The sequence below is a fragment of the Parvimonas micra genome, assembly GCF_021300775.1.
GTDB lineage: Bacteria > Bacillota > Clostridia > Tissierellales > Peptoniphilaceae > Parvimonas.
The window spans coordinates 211,057-228,521 of sequence record NZ_JAJTJP010000001.1 but is presented as its reverse complement, the minus strand read 5'-3'; the positions used below and the strand labels follow the sequence as shown (position 1 = coordinate 228,521).

General features: G+C 28.5%; 14 protein-coding genes. All 14 read right to left on the bottom strand.

The features are described 5' to 3' along the window. Nucleotides 1-14 precede the first annotated feature (14 nt). The 14 genes from LW893_RS01185 to LW893_RS01120 all read right to left on the bottom strand — a co-directional run bounded on the left by LW893_RS01185 (nucleotide 15) and on the right by LW893_RS01120 (nucleotide 17,312). Nucleotides 15-1,517 (bottom strand): bifunctional metallophosphatase/5'-nucleotidase, encoded by a 1,503-nt coding sequence (locus LW893_RS01185; RefSeq protein WP_233055413.1) that lies wholly within the window; start codon nucleotides 1,515-1,517, stop codon nucleotides 15-17. After that, nucleotides 1,517-2,332: a phosphonate ABC transporter, permease protein PhnE gene (gene phnE / locus LW893_RS01180; protein ID WP_233055412.1), complete on the bottom strand. Its 816-nt coding sequence runs from the start codon at nucleotides 2,330-2,332 to the stop codon at nucleotides 1,517-1,519. Before phnE (LW893_RS01180) ends, LW893_RS01185 begins: the two co-directional genes overlap by 1 nt. Before the next feature lie 5 nt (nucleotides 2,333-2,337). Further along, on the bottom strand, nucleotides 2,338-3,159 hold the full coding sequence (gene phnE, locus LW893_RS01175; RefSeq protein ID WP_233055411.1) for a phosphonate ABC transporter, permease protein PhnE: 822 nt from the start codon (nucleotides 3,157-3,159) through the stop codon (nucleotides 2,338-2,340). Nucleotide 3,160: 1 nt separating this feature from the next. Continuing rightward, nucleotides 3,161-3,916: a phosphonate ABC transporter ATP-binding protein gene (phnC, locus tag LW893_RS01170; RefSeq protein WP_233055410.1), complete on the bottom strand. Its 756-nt coding sequence runs from the start codon at nucleotides 3,914-3,916 to the stop codon at nucleotides 3,161-3,163. Nucleotides 3,917-3,994: 78 nt separating this feature from the next. Then, on the bottom strand, nucleotides 3,995-5,047 hold the full coding sequence (locus tag LW893_RS01165; RefSeq protein WP_233055409.1) for a phosphate/phosphite/phosphonate ABC transporter substrate-binding protein: 1,053 nt from the start codon (nucleotides 5,045-5,047) through the stop codon (nucleotides 3,995-3,997). Between the two features lie 158 nt (nucleotides 5,048-5,205). After that, complete coding sequence (locus LW893_RS01160; RefSeq protein WP_233055408.1) at nucleotides 5,206-5,847, bottom strand: ComF family protein; 642 nt, start codon at nucleotides 5,845-5,847, stop codon at nucleotides 5,206-5,208. Then, nucleotides 5,847-8,066, bottom strand: a complete 2,220-nt coding sequence (locus tag LW893_RS01155; protein ID WP_233055407.1) for an ATP-dependent RecD-like DNA helicase — start codon at nucleotides 8,064-8,066, stop codon at nucleotides 5,847-5,849. The genes LW893_RS01160 and LW893_RS01155 overlap by 1 nt, the downstream gene beginning before the upstream one ends. Before the next feature lie 51 nt (nucleotides 8,067-8,117). Beyond that, the gene (gene murA, locus LW893_RS01150; RefSeq protein ID WP_233055406.1) at nucleotides 8,118-9,380 is read right to left on the bottom strand and encodes a UDP-N-acetylglucosamine 1-carboxyvinyltransferase; all 1,263 of its coding nucleotides are present in this window, start codon (nucleotides 9,378-9,380) and stop codon (nucleotides 8,118-8,120) included. Nucleotides 9,381-9,511: 131 nt separating this feature from the next. Beyond that, entirely contained in the window at nucleotides 9,512-11,341 is a 1,830-nt protein-coding gene (typA, locus tag LW893_RS01145; protein WP_233055405.1) for a translational GTPase TypA, read from the bottom strand. A 171-nt stretch (nucleotides 11,342-11,512) separates the two neighbouring features. Further along, nucleotides 11,513-12,439, bottom strand: coding sequence for a lipoate--protein ligase family protein (locus LW893_RS01140; protein WP_233055404.1), 927 nt, complete (start codon nucleotides 12,437-12,439; stop codon nucleotides 11,513-11,515). A gap of 96 nt (nucleotides 12,440-12,535) precedes the next feature. Then, nucleotides 12,536-14,263: a dihydrolipoyl dehydrogenase gene (gene lpdA / locus LW893_RS01135; protein WP_233055403.1), complete on the bottom strand. Its 1,728-nt coding sequence runs from the start codon at nucleotides 14,261-14,263 to the stop codon at nucleotides 12,536-12,538. 15 nt (nucleotides 14,264-14,278) lie between these two features. After that, on the bottom strand, nucleotides 14,279-15,316 hold the full coding sequence (locus LW893_RS01130) for a dihydrolipoamide acetyltransferase (RefSeq protein ID WP_233055402.1): 1,038 nt from the start codon (nucleotides 15,314-15,316) through the stop codon (nucleotides 14,279-14,281). Between the two features lie 9 nt (nucleotides 15,317-15,325). Beyond that, nucleotides 15,326-16,315, bottom strand: coding sequence for an alpha-ketoacid dehydrogenase subunit beta (locus tag LW893_RS01125; protein ID WP_233055401.1), 990 nt, complete (start codon nucleotides 16,313-16,315; stop codon nucleotides 15,326-15,328). A 22-nt stretch (nucleotides 16,316-16,337) separates the two neighbouring features. Continuing rightward, entirely contained in the window at nucleotides 16,338-17,312 is a 975-nt protein-coding gene (locus tag LW893_RS01120) for a thiamine pyrophosphate-dependent dehydrogenase E1 component subunit alpha (RefSeq protein WP_233055400.1), read from the bottom strand. Nucleotides 17,313-17,465 lie beyond the last annotated feature (153 nt).

Here is a 17,465-nt window from a genome sequence, read left to right as displayed (position 1 = left end):
TAATAGTCTTTTGTCTATTCAACGATTTTTAATTTTATATTATTTTTATCCTCAATTTCAACATAATTATTTTCTTTTACATAATCAATTAAAACTTCAGCTATATCTCTTGTATCTTCTTTAAGAGTCTTTAATTGTGGAAAAAGTGAAAAATTACCTCCTCCAGTTGCCCTATAATTATTTAATACAAGTTTATATTTCTTTTCTAAATTTATATCTTCCCCTTCAACTTTTACATCGGATATAAAATTTTTTCCACTCTTTGAAATATTCATTGTATATTCTATCCCATCAAGTAAATCATAATTATACATCTCTCTTTTTGGATATAAGAATTTCGGATTTATATCAATCTCATCATCTTTAACAATCCAATATGTTGAAAGTTGTGTTAGATAATCTAAAATATTTTGTCCACTCATCTCTTTTAAAACTAGAGTATTTGGAAAAGGGTAATTTAAAATAATATCTCTATATCTTAATTTTTTACCAAAACCAGGCATTACTTCGAAAAGACAACAAGCAGAAATATCAGCATCCATTGTTTCCTTTTGAATTTTATTTATAAAACTTGTAATTGAATGCTTTTCTAATTGAGCAGCTTTAGTATTTGAAATATACATTTCTTTATTACAACTACCAATTTCAATATCTAACCATTTTTCAGTTTCATTTAAAGCTTTTTTAAACTTTTCTTCCATATCTAAATCAATTTCAAAATTTGAAATATCTTTTAGATTAACTGATATATTCTCATCAAATACAATCTCCATACAAGTTGAGCATCCATCACCACATTGTATTACAAGTGTATCTTTTATTTTTCCTGTTAAAGTTCTATGTTGATGTCCAGTTACCAAAACATCTATTCCAGAAATTTTATCACAAATTTCGTATCCGACATTTTCACCTGTTAAGTTTTCAGTTGGTTCCCCACTTTCCAAGTCTCTCTCAAAACCACCATGATAGAATACAATAACATAATCAACTTTATTCCTAACATTTTCAACTGAATTTTTAACTGTCTCAAAAACATTTAAAATTTCAAGATTTTGAAGATTATTAGGATTTTCCCAATGTTCAATATAATCAGTTACAACTCCAATTAGTGCAATTTTTTTATTGTCAATTTCAACAATATTTGTATTACCTAGTTTTTCATTTTTATACTTTACATTATTTGTAATACATTTTGCATTGTTTTCTTTAACATAATTATATAAAAATTCATTTCCATAGTTAAAATCATGATTTCCAATATTTATAAAATCACAATTAAGATAATTAAGTGCTTTTGCAACTAAATTCTCTTTTAAATTTGCATTAGCATAGGTTACCAATGGTGTTCCTTGGTTTATATCTCCATTATCAACATAAATTACTTTTCCTTTTAATCTTTCTTCTTTTAAAAAAGTTGAAAATCTAGAAAGTCCTTTGTTTGCAACAGATGAATTCACGAAATTATAAGCTAATAAATTTCCGTGAACATCAGTTGTTGATAAAATTTTAAAAGCCATTAATATCCCCTCGCCAATTTTCTTCTTACATTATTTGAAAATACTTCTATTATTAGAACTAAAACTATTATTCCAACTAAAATTGATCCGACTTCATTCCAACGATAATTGTTCATTGCAAATATTAATGGTGCACCAATACCGCCAGCGCCTACAAGCCCAAGAACTGAAGCATCTCTTAAATTCATATCAAATCTATAAATAACAATTGAAATTAGCTTTGAATATATTTGTGGTAAAATACCATATCTAATTTGTTCAATTTTAGTACATCCAATTGCTGATAGAGATTCTATTATACCAAAATCCAAGTCCTCAATAACATCTATATATAACTTAGTTACCATTCCAATTGAAACAACTGACATAGTAAATACCCCTGCCAAAGCACCAGGACCAGTAACACCTATAAACATAAGTCCATAGATGAAAGCAGGAACAGTTCTAACACACATTGTAAAGAACCTTCCAATAACAGCTACATATTTTGAAACAATTTTCTTTGCAGAAATAAATGCAAAAGGAATTGATATAATTGCCCCGATTATTGTTCCTAAAAATGCAATACACATTGTTTCAAACAATAAGTATATAACACCTTTATTGTCTAGTCTAAAAAGAAATTCTAAATCTGGATGTAATATTCCGCCTATAATATTTTTAGCAATAGTCATTGAGTCTTTAACATCTTCACCTTTTTTTATTGACATTGCTGACCATACTAATAGTCCTAAAACAATCACTACAACTGCAATAATATATGTGTATGATTTTGGCTCTTTTTTTAATTTTTCTTCTACTCTTGTATTATTCATTTCCATTACTCCAACCTTTCTCTAAAATGTTCACTTATAATTTCTATTACAAACACAGTTAAAAGTAATAAAAATACAATAGTACCAACTTTGGAGTATTCTCTCCATCCTAATTTTTCATTTAATATCATACCAATACCACCGGCACCAACATAACCTAGTATTGCAGCATATCTTACATTTCCTTCAAAGTTAAATAACGAAGTTGATATATATGATGGCAGTACAACTGGTAATATTGCATATCTAAAAGCATAGAATTTAGTAAAACCCATTGACTCCATACATTCAAATGCTCCCATATCAACAGTTTCAATTTGTTCGTATAATAATTTTCCAACATAAGATAATGAGAAAATGAATATTGCAACAGTTCCTGCAAAAGTTCCAAGTCCCCATATATAAGTTGCAATTAAAGCACAAACAAGAGATGGTAATGTTCTTAAAATACTTAAAAACAATTTAAAAAATCCATTTACAAATTTATTTTTTGTTATATTGTTAGAAGCTAAAATTGCAATTGGCAAAGAAACCAATGCCCCTAAAAAAGAACCCATCAATGACATTTTAATAGTATCAAAAAGAGGAGTCAAAACCTCTTTAGTATAACTAAAATCCGGTGGAATCATTCCTTTTAAAATATTAAAAAAGTTTCCAAAATTGCTAAAAACTTCAAAATTAAAATCTGTTACTTTTATTGATATATACATCAATACAATTACGATTATTGTGATTAAAGGAGTTTTTGATCTCGGTCTAAAAACTACTTTACCATTATCTAAAGTTATTTTTTCTTTTGGAAATATAGTATCAAATATATTTTTCATATTATTCTCCAGTTACAAATAAATCTTTTTGGTAAATTTTGTCTAAAATTTCCTTTGTAATATCACTTGATTTTCCATCATAAACAATTCTACCTTTGTTTATTCCAACTACTCTTTCACAATATTTTAAAGCTAAATCAACATCATGAATATTAATTAAAATCGTAATTTTATTTTCTTTATTAATTTTTCTAAAGTCTTCCATAACTTGATTTGATGTAACAGGATCAAGTGCTGCAACAGGTTCATCAGCCAATATAATTTGAGGACTTTGTCCTAATGCTCTAGCTAATGCAACTCTTTGTTGTTGTCCACCAGAAAGTTGGTCAACTCTTACATATGCTTTCTCTAGCATATCTACTTTATCAAGAGCTTCTAATGATTTTATCTTACATTCCTTTGGAAATATTCCAAAGAATTTTCTAAAACCTGTTAAATCAGGAACAAATGCTGTTAAAACATTTTTAATAACTGTAGCTCTTGTAACTAAGTTAAAAGATTGAAAAATCATACCTATTTTTCTTCTAAATTTTCTAATTTCAGAACCACTTAATTTCTTAACGTCAACGTCATTTACAATTAACTCTCCCGATGTAATTTCATGCATCTTATTGACACATCTTATTAATGTTGATTTTCCTGAACCTGAAAGTCCTATTATAGCAACAAATTCTCCTTGTTCAATTTTTAAATCAACATCAATTAATCCTTTAGTACCATTTGGATATACTTTACTAACATTTTTAAATTCTATCATTTTTTTCTCCATTTAATATGTTTAAAAAAGGAGAGATTTCTCTCTCCCTATTTCTCACACAATTTAATTATTTAAACACTATTTCAATTTTTTTACTATTTCTTGAGCTTTAGCTTCATTATCATAATCAGCATCTTTTGCAGGTTGATAACCTTCATGACTATAAACCGCTATAACTTTCTTTCCTTCTGGAGTTTTAGCAATTTCAATCAATGCTTTTTCTAAAGCTTTTTTGAATTCAGGTGTTATATTTTTAGATTTCTTAGAAACACTAACAGTATCATTATAAATAGGAGTTGTAACACCTATTAAATTTGTTTCTTCCCAAATTGATGCTGTTCTACCATAATTTTCATTCCATTTCTTTTCTTGATCAAGTCTAGCATCAGCATATGTGCAAAGTATATCTACTTGTCCTGAAGCAAGTCTTGCAAAAGCAGAACCATATGAATCACTTAAAATTGCATTATTACCTAAATCTTTTATTGTTTTTCCAAAATTTTCATTTAACCATAAAGTTGGATAAATATATCCAGCAGGTGAAGTTGGATTCATTACACTCCATTTTAAGTCTTTAACATCATCCCATGTTAATTTTTCTCCTGCATTTACTTTTTTAGCAATTGCTTGACCTTTTTCTGATGGTCCAGCAATTATTAAAGCTCTATATGAAGTAACCTGATCTTCTGTTTTCTTTGTAGGTTTTTGATCATTCCAAACTTTAGCAGAATCATCATTTACAGAAAGTCCTTTTCTAGTTGCTGTTAATAGAACTTCTGCTCCATCTCTATATAGTACATAAGTTCCAGCTGGTATAAATCCAACATCTAATGTTCCAGCATTAAGTCCTTCACCTACAGCTTCAAAGCTTGTTCCAACTGTAATTTCTACATTTTTAACGTCAAATCCTTCTTTTGCTAATTGTTCCTTTAATAATTGTTTTAAAGGTTCAGTAGCAGTAACTATTTCTGATGGTTCTCTTGAAGGTACAAAACCAATTGTTAATTTTTCAATTGAAGTTTTTCCATCAGCAGTTTTATTAGCTTCTTTTTTAGAGCCACAGCCCACTAGAAGTCCTGCACTTAAAACAAGTGCTAAAGATGAAATTAAAATTCTTTTAAATATTTTCATAATTCCCCCGTATATTAGTTAAACATAAATTGTATGATTTCCATTATATTATATCATTTATAATAATTGTTGACAATTAAATTATGACTTCAATTCAATTTTTTTGATGTTTTTAAAAATAAATCAGCAATTAATAATTAGTTACTTAATGCTAAAAATTAAAATACTCCACAAAGACATACAATCCAAACAAATTTACAATTAGATTTTCTTAATTCTTTATAACATTCTTCTACTGTTGCACCGCTTGTATGTATATCATCAATCAATAAAACACTCTTTCCGCTTAAATCTCCATCTACACTAAAAGAATCTTTTAAATTTATACTCCTTTCTTCAAGAGATAAAAAATGTTGTGATTTAGTATTTTTAATTTTGTATAGCTTATCAAACAACTCTATATTAGAATATTTTGAAATTTCTTCTGCAAGAAGTTTTGAATGATTATACCCTCTTTGTCTAATTTTCTTTTTACTTGAAGGAACATAGGCAATATAATCCATCTTTTCAAGCAAAGATTTTTCCAAATTTTCATATATCAACTTTCCAAAAGGATTTTTCAAATACACTCCATTTTCAAATTTAAATTCCTTAATTTTAATCTTTAAAATTCCAGAATAATAGAATAAAATATCTTTTTTAAAACAATCCTCTCCAAAATCATTAAATATTTCTTTATCATATCTTCTAATCTTAGATATACAATCATCACACAAAAAAGAAGTTTTAATTAGATTTTCTTTGCAAAAAAAACAATAATCTTCATTAAAAAAGAAACTTTTTAAAAAATTTTTAATCATTATAACAAATCCTCTACAAGCCCATAAAAATGTTGAATTCTTTTTTCTAAGTTTGAATATCTACTATTGATAGTATTATTTCTAATCATATTATTCATAACATTTTTATCACCCACTAAAACAATATTTTCCTTTGCCCTTGTTATAGCAGTATATAATAAATTTCTAGTTTGAAGTAGTTTATAACCATCAAACATTGGAATTATTACAGATTTAAACTCCGATCCTTGTGACTTATGTATTGTTATTGCATAAGCTAATTCTAAATTATCTAAATCCTCTAAACTATACTCAATTAATCTTTTATCATCCATTTCAACCGTCAATTTATTGCTTGATTTATCTATGAAAATTATATGTCCCATATCTCCATTATAAACACCAAAATTTTCTTCTCCTTCATCATCAATGAAAGATAAATTATAATTATTTTTAGTTTGCATAACTTTATCATTAACTCTAAATAATTTATTTCCAACCAAAATTTCATCACTTGTTTCTGTTTTTGGATTTAATATATCTTGTAATAACTTATTGAGTTCAAATACACCACAAATACCTTTTCTACTTTGCGTAAGAATTTGAATATCTTTAGAATAATCATAACCATAAGCCTTTGGAAGTCTTCTACTTATTAAATCTACAACAACATTTCTAGTAATTGAAGGTGCATCCGTATTTAAAAAGAAAAAATCACTATTTTTTTCATTTAAAATCGGTTCTTGACCATTATTAATTTTATGAGCATTAACTATTATATTACTATTTTCTGATTGTCTAAAAATATCAATAAGCTTTGTATATTTTATCTTGTTAGAATTAATTAAATCTTTTAATACATTTCCAGCTCCAACACTAGGAAGCTGATCAACATCTCCAACAATAATTAACTTTGTATTATCTTTTATTCCTCTTAATAATTTTTCAAAAAGAACTAAATCTACCATACTCATCTCATCAATGATTATCACATCAGTATCTAATGGGTTATCCTCATTATATTCAAAATGCCCAATATCATCATAACTGCTTGGAATATATCCTAACATTCTATGTATTGTTTTTGCTTCTATTCCAGTAGTTTCTTCTATTCTTTTTGCTGCTCTACCTGTTGGAGCACAAAGTGATATATTATAACCATTTTCTATAAATATTTTAGAAATAGTATTAATAATTGTAGTTTTTCCTGTTCCAGGTCCACCAGTTATAATTGAAATATTCTCTTCAAAACAAGATTTTATAGCATCTATTTGAATTTCTGATAATTTAATTGACTGGTTTTCTATAGATTTTTTTACTTCTTTATCTATATTAAATAAAATTTTAAAATCCTCATTTAAAGCCATTTTAGCAAGTTTGCTAGCTATATAGCTCTCAGAAATATATAGATAATCTAAATATATATTTGGCTCATCAAAAGAATTATCTACAACTATATCCGAAGACAATAATAAATTCATGTATATCGGTTCAATTAAATTTTTTTCTATTCCTATTAATGATGAAACTTCTTCTGTAAGTTTTTCTTTAGGATAGAATACATGTCCAAAATTTATTGCTTTTTGAGTTAGAATATAAATAATTGCTGATTCTATTCTATAAGGACTAGTTTTATCTAAATTGTTTTTTAAAGCTATTTCATCAGCTTTTAAAAAACCTATACCTTTTACATTTTTTATTAGTTTATATGGATTTTCATTTATAATTTCTAAAGTATCTTCCCTAAAAATACTATAGATTTTTTTTGATAAACTTAAACTAATACCTAATCCACTTAAATAAAATAAAATATTCTTACTAAATCTTAATTCTTCAACAGATTTTTTTATTTTTTCAATACTTTTCTTTCCAATACCTCTTACTTCAATTAGTCTATCAGTTTCATCAAATACTATATCTAAACTTTTCTTTCCAAATTTTTCAACAATATATCCAGCGTTTTTAGGTCCTATTGTAGCAATAATTCCACTAGATAAATATCTTTCGATTTCAACTACAGAACTTGGAAGCATTTTTTTATAGGAAGTTACATTAAGTTGTTCACCATATTTGTTATCATATGTAAATTCGCCCTCTACCTCTAAACTTTCTCCGATGTTAACAGAATCAAAAATTCCAACAATTTTTATTTCTCCATCACTTGTATTTAAGTCAAAAACTGAGTAGCCATTATCTTCATTTATATATCTAACTTTTATAATCTCTCCTGTTAACTTCATAACTGCTCCTATATACAAATTTAGGAAACTAAAACTAGTTTCCTAAAATAATTAATCTTCTATTCTTTCGATATTTGCTCCTAATGATTTCATCTTTCCTACAAAATCATTATATCCTCTATCAATATGATATATATTTCCAATTGTTGTAGTGCCTTCAGCTACAAGTCCAGCTAAAACTAAAGCTGCTCCCGCTCTTAAATCAGTAGCATTAACTTCAGCTCCAACAAGTTTTCTTACACCAGCTATTCTAGCTTCTTTACCGCTAGTTGCTATTATGGCACCCATTTTATTAAGTTCGTCAACATGCATAAATCTATTTTCAAATACAGTTTCAGTAACTTTTGATTGATCTTCACATACACATAAATAAGCCATAAATTGAGCTTGAACATCTGTTGGGAAACCAGGATAAGGTAATGTCTTAATGTCTGTACCTTTAATCTTTTCTCCGCCTTTTACAAAAATCGAATCTTCATCCTCATTTACAACAACATAGGCACCTGTTTCTTTTAATTTAGCAATAACAGGTTTAATATGATTTGAAATACAATTTTGAACTACAACTTTTCCCCCTGTAATAGCTGCAGCTATCATAAATGTAGCAGCTTCAATTCTATCAGGAATAATTGTATGAACTGTACCACCTAATTTTTCTACCCCTATAATTCTTATAGTAGAAGTTCCAGCTCCTGAAATTTTAGCACCCATTTTATTTAAAAAGTTTCCTAAATCAACAATTTCAGGTTCTTTTGCTGCGTTTTCAATTATAGTTTCACCTTTTGCTAAAGTTGCTGCCATCATAATGTTTTGAGTTGCACCTACAGAAGGGAAATCTAAATATATAGTATCTCCATATAATTTTTCACATCTAGCAGAAATCTTATCTGGCTCTTCTTCAATTAATGCACCTAAAATTTTAAATCCTTTTAAATGCAAGTCAATAGGACGAGAACCTATTGCACATCCACCTGGCAAGAATGCATCTGCTCTTCCAAATCTTGCTAATAATGGACCCATTACTAAAAATGAAGCTCTCATCTTTTCCATTAAACTTCTATCAGTCTCAAAAGAATTTATCTTACTTGAATCAATAGAAACTCTATTTTCAGATAAAAATTCAACTTTTGCCCCTAAACTTTCTAATACTTTTAAAATAATTTTAACATCTACTAGATTAGGAACATCTTCAAGAACAATTGGTTCTGTTCCTAAAAGTGAGGCAGCAATAATTGGAAGTGCCGCATTCTTTGCTCCATCTATTTTTACAGTTCCCTCTAAAGGGCCACTTTTTCTTACTAATATCTTAGGCAAACAAATCCCTCCTAAATATCTATAATTTATAATATTTTTATTTCCAACAACTAAATCAATCTTTTATAACAATATATTTTGTCACATATTTACTTATATTTATTATACCACATTTACACAATATTTATAAGCTACTTATTATTTTTCTTAGATTTATATCTTAATTGTGAATCTAATATTTTTTTTCTCATTCTTAAACTTTGAGGTGTTACTTCAATATATTCATCACTTTCAATAAATTCTAACATTTCTTCTAAACTCATAATCTTTGGAGGGCTTAGTTTTAATGCATCATCAGAAGCAGAGGATCTAATATTTGTTTGTTGTTTCTTTTTACAAACATTAACTTCAATATCTAATCCTTTAGCATTTGACCCTACAACCATTCCTTCATAAACTTCAGCTTGAGGAGAAATAAATAAGGTTCCTCTTTCTTGAGCTGAATTTAATCCGTAAGCAGTTGCTACTCCAGTTTCAAAACAAATCAATGAACCAACATTTCTTGTTGGAATTTCTCCCTTAAATGGCTCATATGCTTTAAATTCTGTATTTAATGTTCCACTACCTCTAGTATCAGTCAAAAATTCTGAACGATATCCAATAAGGCCTCTAGCAGGTATATTAAAAATAAGTCTAGTATATCCAGCTTGTGAAGGATTCATATTTATCAAATCAGCTTTTCTTTGTCCTAATTTCTCAATAACTGATCCAACGAATTCTTGATCAACATCAATAGTTACTGTTTCTATAGGTTCTAGCAATTTACCATTTTCATCTTTTTTGTAAAGAACTTCAGGTTTTGAAACTTGGAATTCATATCCTTCTCTTCTCATATTTTCAATTAAAACTGAAAGATGAAGTTCTCCTCTTCCTGAAACTCTAAAACTATCAGTTGAATCTGTATCTTCAACTCTTAAGCTTACATCTGTTTCTAACTCTTTATAAAGTCTTGCTCTTATTTGCCTACTTGTAACAAACTTTCCTTCTTTTCCTGCAAAAGGAGAATTATTTACTATAAAATTCATTGCAAGTGTCGGTTCTGAAATTTTGACAAAAGGAAGTGGTGTTGGATCTTCTGTTGAACATAGTGTATCCCCAATACTAATTCCTTCTACACCTGTTACTGCAATTATATTACCTACAGATGAGCTTTCAACTTCTTTTCTAGATAAATTTTCAAACTCATATATTTTTGTTATTTTTATTTTTTTGTTTATACTGCTATCATTATAGTTTACAATTACAGCATCATCTCCAAGCTTAACACTACCGCTTTCTATTTTACCAATACCTATTCTTCCTACATACTCATTATAATCAGTTGTAGAGATAAGTAATTTAAAAGGAGCATTTTCATCTCCAACTGGTGCTGGAATATAATCAACAATAACATCTAAAAGAGTTTTCATATCTTCTGTTTTATTGTTAAAATCCATAGTTGCATATCCTGCTCTTGCAGACGCAAAAACAAAAGGACTTTCTAAATAATCTTCTGAAGCATCTAGTTGTATGAATAAATCTAAAACTTCATCTACAACTTCTTCACATCTAGCTTCTGGTCTATCGATTTTATTTATACAAATTATTGTAGGTAATTTAAGTTCAAATGCTTTTCTTAATACAAATTTTGTTTGAGGCATAGGCCCTTCAAACGCATCTACTACTAAAATAACACCATTTGCCATCTTTAAAACACGTTCAACTTCTCCACCAAAATCGGCATGTCCCGGAGTGTCAATTACATTAATTTTAACTCCTTTATAATCAATAGCAGTATTTTTCGAAAGAATTGTGATTCCTCTTTCTCTTTCTATATCATTTGAGTCCATTACTCTTTCTTTTACATCTTGGTTTTCTCTAAAAACACCACTACTTTTTAATAAACAATCTACTAAAGTAGTCTTTCCATGGTCAACGTGAGCAATAATCGCTACGTTTCTTATGTTTTCAATATTTTTCATATACTTTCCTTTCTATATTTAAATCCAACGCATAACGATTTATTATAGCATATATTCTTAAAAAAGTAAATAAAACAGTTGATTTTATGCACTTTTTTATATATTTTTAAATAAAAAGCAATTCTACTAGAATTGCTCAATTATATATTTTAGTACTTATAATTTACTTGTTTATATGTCACAAAGCATCTTAGAATAAATATCATTTATATCTAATAAATCTAATTTATTCTTTATTTCTTCATACTCAAAATATATTCCTATTAAACTGTCAAATTTATTATCATCTCCCATATTGATTTTTTCTATTTTTCCACCATCAATTTCAACAGTATAATCTCTTTCTTCATCTAAGAAAAAAGTACATTTAGGAGATTGTCCATATATCCAATCTTTTGTGGCATATTTTTCAGATTTTATTTTATCTACATTTAAAAAATCTTCTTTTGTTAATTCGTAAATTTCAAAATTCTCTTGAGTTTGTAAAATTTCATTTTTTAATTTTTCTAGAAAATCTGAAATTTCATAATCTAATTTTGAAATTTCTTTTAAATTTGCAACACTGCTCTTAACAGATTTTGCAGATTTTGAAATAACTTTTTTATTATTTACATTCAATGCATTTCTTAGTTTATCTAAATTACTATCAAACAAAATACAACCATGATGTAAAACTCTTTTCTTTCTCATAAATTCCGAATGTCCACAAATTTTCTTATCCTGTACTCTAAAGTCATTTCTCGGAGAAACATGAACATCAATATTCAAATTTAAGAGAGCATTATACATAGGTTTTAAAAATTCCTTAAAATCAAGTGCAGTATTTCCAGTTGTATTCGTTATGTAAGTATAATTAAGATTTCCAAAATCATGTACAACTGTTCCACCACCGGAGAGTCTTCTAGCAATCTTTATTTTATTTTCAAAACAGTATTTCATATTTAATTCTTCAATTAAATTTTGATGTTTTCCTATAACTACAGATGGTTCATTTATCCATAACATAAAGACTTCATCTTCTTTAAATTTTTCAAAGATATACTCTTCTAAAGCTAAATTAAAATATACATCTGTAATTTTATTTTTAATAAAAATCATAATTTCTCCTCAATTCCAAAAGTATTAAAAATATTTTATCATATTCATTAAAAAAAGGATAGAATTTCTATCCTTTTTTAAATAAATTTATTATTTTTACTTTTTAGGTAAATGTACACTAACTCCTTCAATATCTGCAATTGCTTCATAAATTGCTTCTGAGAAAGTTGGATGTCCAAATACCATTTTAATAGCTTCTTCAACAATAACTTCTGATTGCATTAAAATTGAAACTTCATTAATTAATTCTGATGCTCTTGGTCCAACAATATGAGCTCCTAAAATTTCGCCATATCTTGCATCAGAAATAATCTTAACCATTCCTGATGAATCTCCGTGAGCTAAAGCTCTACCATTCGCTCCATAATTGAATTTTCCAACTTTTACATCATAAGATTTCTTCGCTTCTTCTTCAGTTAAACCTACACTACCAATTTCTGGATAAGTATAAATAGCTCTAGGTATGATATTATTATTATATTTATCTGATTTACCTTCAACAATTTCTGAAGCAGCAATATATCCCATTTTAAATGCAGCATGTGCTAGAAGATTTTTACCATTAACATCTCCAGGAACATATACATTCTTTAAACTTGATTGCATTTTTTCATTAGCAACTACATTTCCATCAGAAACTTCAAGATTTACATCTTTTAATGCTGTTAAATCAGCTTCTCTAGTTGTAACTAGAATTACTTTTGCACTTGCAACTTCTTCTGAACCAGCTAATACTTTTTCTCCAGAAATTTCAGTAATTTCTTTACCAAAGATAAATTTAATTCCTGATTTTTCTAATGATTTAATTAATATTGAAGAAACTTCTGAATCTACAACATCAATTGCTGATTCTTTTCTTTCAACAACAGTTACCTTACTTCCAAATGAACTAAATATTTGAGCCATTTCAACTCCAATATAATTTGCTCCAATTATTACTAATGATTCCGGTGCTTCTTTTAAATCTAATGCTTCATCAGTATCTATAACATTTGAATTATCTGATCCTTTAATATTATTAACGCATTTAGAACCACCAGCAAAAATTATTGAACCACATACAAGTTCTTTTCCACTTTCTAAAGTAACATTTCCATTTGAATTAATATAAGCAGTTTCTTTAAACATTTCAACTGAATTACTCTTTAATAAAAATTCTACTCCTGCAGTAAGTTTCTTAACTATAGAATTTTTGAATTTTAAAGCCTTTGCAACGTCAATAGTAGCATTATCATTTTCTAAAATGATTCCTCTCTTGCTTGACGCTTTAATTCTTTCTATATCTTCAACATTTTGTAGATAAGTTTTAGTTGGTATACATCCTCTATTTAAGCAAGTACCACCAAATTTGTTATTTTCTGCTATTGCAACTTTTGCTCCTTTTTGGGCAGCTTTAATAGCTGAATAATATCCAGCAGGACCTGCGCCGATTACAACAACATCATATTCACCATCTTTTAATTCTTTTTTTGCTTCTGCTTTAGCTTCAGTTGTTTTTTCTTCTGGTTGTGCTTTAACTTCTTCCTTAGCAACTTCTTTAACTTCTTCTTTAACAGGTGCTGAAGCAGTTTCAGGAATAACATCTCCTTCATCTCCAATATAGGCAATAGTTGTTATAACTGGAACAATTTCTCCATCATGTTTTAAAATTTTAAGCAAAGTTCCTGAAGCTTCGGCTTCAATTTCCATATTAACCTTATCAGTCATAATTTCTAAAATTATTTCTCCGGCTTCAACTTTGTCTCCCTCTTTTTTAAGCCATTTTACAATTTGGCCTTCTTCCATTTCACTACCAGCTTTTGGCATTATTATTTCTGTTAACATAATTTTCTCCTCACACTAAACTAAAATTGAAATAGGATTTTCTAAATAATTTTTCAATGTATTTAAAAACTTCGCAGCTTCCATTCCATCAACGACTCTATGATCTACTGTAATTGATAATTTCATAATAGGTCTTACAGTTATTTCTCCATTTACTACAACTGGTTTATCAACAGTCGCACTAACACCTAATATAGCACTATTAGGTTGATTTATAATTGGAGCAAAAGAATCTATACCAAACATACCTAAGTTACTGATAGTAAATGTACTATCTTCTAATTCTTCTGACTCTAATTTCATTTCAACAGCTTTCTTAGTTAAGTCTTTTAATGAAATCATAAGTTCTCTTAAACTCATTTTTTCAGCATTTTTAACAACCGGTGTTAAAAGTCCATTTTCAAGGCCAACAGCCATAGCAAGATTTACATACTTATGAAGTAAAATCTTTGTTCCATCAGCGGATAAGCTACAATTTACATATGGATGTTTTACCAAACTCTTAACTGTTGCTAATGAAATTATATCTGTAATTGTAAGTTTGTATCCTGTTTCATCAATAAGTTGTTGCATAATATTTGCTCTTAAGTTTTTAACTTCAGTCATATCAACTTCAATATTCGCTACAAAAACAGGTGCTGTAAAATAGCTTTCACTCATTCTCTTAGCAACAGTTCTTCTCATCATTGACATTGGAACTTCTTCAACTTCACCATATGATTTTTTAATTTCTTGAGTTTCAACAACTTGTTCTTCAACCGCATTTTCTGTAGAAATTACATCTTTATTTGCTAAGAATTCTAAAATATCATCTTTTAGTATTTTTCCGTTAACTCCTGTTCCAGTTACATTAGTCAAATCAACACCTTCAACTTCCGCAATCTTCTTTGCAAGAGATGAAACTTTTATTATTCCAAAATTTTTAAAGTTTAGAACATCTTCTTTTTGAATTCTTCCCTTTGGACCTGTTCCTTTTAGCAATGATAAGTCGATATTATTTTGCTTAGATAAAAATCTTGCAACTGGTGTTGCTCTAAATTTTATATCAGACATAATTTCCTCCTATCTATTAACTGCTTTTCTTAAAGTATTTTTAATATCTTCAACACTTGGTACGATTACCGCTTCTAAGTTTTTAGCAGAAGGTATATTTGTATCAGCTCCTGCCACTCTGTAGATTGGTGCATCTAAATAATCAAAAGCATCACTTTCAGCAATTCTTGCTGCAATTTCTCCACCAAATCCACCTGTTTTAAATGAATCATGACAAAGAACAAGTCTTCCCGTTTTCTTAACAGATTCAACAATTAATTCTTCATCTAAAGGTACTAATGTTATTGGATCAACAACTTCTACACTAATTCCTTCAGCTTTTAATTCTTCAGCAGCTTGTAAAGCTCTTTCTAACATTCTTCCCCAAGAAACTAAAGTTACATCTTTTCCTTCAACTTTAACTTCACCTTTTCCGATTTCAACTATTTCTCCAATCTTAACTTCTCCCTTTCTACCAAAAAGAGCTTTAGATTCGATGAAAACAACTGGGTTATTATCTCTTACAGAAGCTTTTAAAATTCCATAAGCGTCATTTACTGTTCCAGGTGCAACTACTTTTAGTCCAGGAATATGGCAGAACCATGCTTCAAGAGCTTTACAGTGTTGAGCTGCAGCTCCTGTACCTGAACCTGATGCACAACGATAAACAACAGGTACACTAACTTCTCCACCTAACATATATCTCATTGGAGCAGCTTCATTTACTATAGCATCCATTGCTATTGTAACAAAATCCATAAAAGTTAAATCAACAATAGGACGCATTCCTACTGATGCAGCTCCTGCAGCAGCTCCTGCTATAGCAGCTTCACTTATAGGACAATCTCTAACTCTTTCTTCTCCAAATTCTTCAAGCATTCCGACAGTAGTTCCGAAATCTCCTCCGAAAATACCAACATCTTCTCCCATTAAAAATACATTTTCATCTCTACGCATTTCTTCGGACATTGCTTCCTTTATTGCTTCACGCAAAGTCATAATCTTTATTTCACTAGCCATAATCTTCTCCTATCAATTAATATTAAGCATAATTGTCTGTGCAAGCATCTTTTTCATCTGCTAAAGGTGATTCCTTAGCAAAAGTTATTGCATCAGCGATTACTTTCTTTACACTTTCTTCCATATCATCAAGTTCTTTTTCAGTCGCAACTTTATTTTCAATTAAATATTTTTTAAATGCAACATTTGGATCTTTTTCTTTCCATGCATCAACTTCAGCTTTATCTCTATATTTTCCAGCATCTGAAGCAGAGTGCCCAAACCATCTATAACTTTTAGCTTCTACTAAAACAGGTCCATTACCTTCTCTGGCATATTCAATTGCCTCACTCATTGCATCGTATACATCTAATACATTATTTCCATCTTCAACATAGATTGATTTAATTTTGTAAGCATCTGCTCTTTCAACAACTTTATCAACAGTCATTGATCTTTGTTGAGACATTGAAATACCATAATTATTATTAATTACATAAAATACTAATGGTAATTTCCAAATTGACGCCATATTTAAACATTCATGAAAACTTCCTTCATTTGTTGCACTTTCTCCCATACAACAAACTACAACATTTCCTGTTTTCTTCATTTTTTGAGCAAGAGCTGCACCTGTACTTAAACCGTGTCCACCACCAACAATACCATTACATCCCATATTGTTTACTTCTAAGTTGTAAAGGTGCATACTACCTCCACGACCTTTACATTGTCCAGTTGCTTTCCCTAAGATTTCGGCCATCATTTTATTTATATCTATACCTTTTGCAATTGTTTGACCATGTCCTCTATGATTTGAATACATTAAATCTTCTTTTCTCATTGGGTATATTGCACCAACATTGGCTGCTTCTTCTCCTACAGAATAATGTGTCATTCCGTGGATAAATCCTCTTGAATATAATTTACTAAGTTCCATATCAAAATGTCTTATAAGTAACATTTTATCATACATTTCCAAAAGTTCTTTTTTTGTTAATTTTTTTGAATTACTCACTACAAACCTCCATAATTTAATCTCAAAATTATTATTTTGTACTTACTATTTACCTCCCTCTTAATATTAAATATCAAAACTTATTAATTTTTTTAACAAATTTTTTTAGAAATGTAATATTTGTGATTTAAATCACGATAACTTTCGATTTTT